Origin of the sequence: Paenibacillus xylanilyticus (assembly GCF_047246825.1) — a bacterium.
Classification (GTDB): Bacteria; Bacillota; Bacilli; order Paenibacillales; family Paenibacillaceae; genus Paenibacillus; species Paenibacillus xylanilyticus_B.
Genome location: NZ_JBFOLB010000020.1, coordinates 1 through 932 on the forward strand (window position 1 = coordinate 1; position 932 = coordinate 932).

1 tRNA gene and 2 rRNA genes are annotated in these 932 nt (G+C 47.1%); all 3 read left to right on the forward strand.

Annotated features, from left to right (window positions below):
- A 16S ribosomal RNA gene (locus tag AB3N00_RS30840) occupies window positions 1–63 on the forward strand; the annotation flags it as partial.
- Between the two features lie 156 nt (window positions 64–219).
- Window positions 220–295, forward strand: a tRNA-Ala gene (locus tag AB3N00_RS30845).
- A 249-nt stretch (window positions 296–544) separates the two neighbouring features.
- Window positions 545–932 (forward strand): 23S ribosomal RNA (locus AB3N00_RS30850); the annotation flags it as partial.

Genomic DNA, 932 nt, shown 5'->3' on the forward strand with positions numbered 1-932 from the left:
ATGATTGGGGTGAAGTCGTAACAAGGTAGCCGTATCGGAAGGTGCGGCTGGATCACCTCCTTTCTATGGAGAATCGTTTCCCGTAGCGGAAACATTCAAATAAGCAGGTTCTCAGAACCTGCGACAGCAATTCATTTCGGTCCATCACTTAATGTGTGGATGAAATGAATTGCAGTAACATCGTTACTTATCCATTTGTTCAGTTTTGATGGAATTTGAGGGGCCATAGCTCAGCTGGGAGAGCGCCTGCCTTGCAAGCAGGAGGTCAGCGGTTCGATCCCGCTTGGCTCCACCAAAGAATTTCGTCTATTTAGCTTGTTCTTTGAAAACTAGATATCGAAACGAAAATTGCGAATTAGAACATTCCTTTAGGGATGAATGCTTGTTCGGTTCAAGTGACCGATCAACAATCATCCTAGCTGAACTTGTGTCAAAACAAGTTTAATAAATAGTGAAAACTGTATTGTGATGGTATCGAATGGGAGCGACTTTTGGCTTTGCGTAAGCAAAACAAGGGAAGCGAGCAGTCGAAACCGGAGCAACTGGTTAAGCTACTAAGAGCACACGGAGGATGCCTAGGCGCTAGGAGCCGATGAAGGACGTGGCGAACAACGAAACTGCCTCGGGGAGCTGTAAGCAAGCTTTGATCCGGGGATGTCCGAATGGGGAAACCCAGCTGGGGTAATATCCAGTTACTCACAACTGAATACATAGGTTGTGTAGAGGCATACCAGGGGAACTGAAACATCTAAGTACCTTGAGGAAGAGAAAACAATAGTGATTCCGTCAGTAGCGGCGAGCGAACGCGGAGAAGCCCAAACCAGAGAGCTTGCTCTCTGGGGTTGTGGGACGTCTCACATGGAGTTACAAAGGAACCGGTTAAACGAAGAGGTCTGGAAAGGCCCGCCAAAGAAGGTAAAAGCCCTGTAATT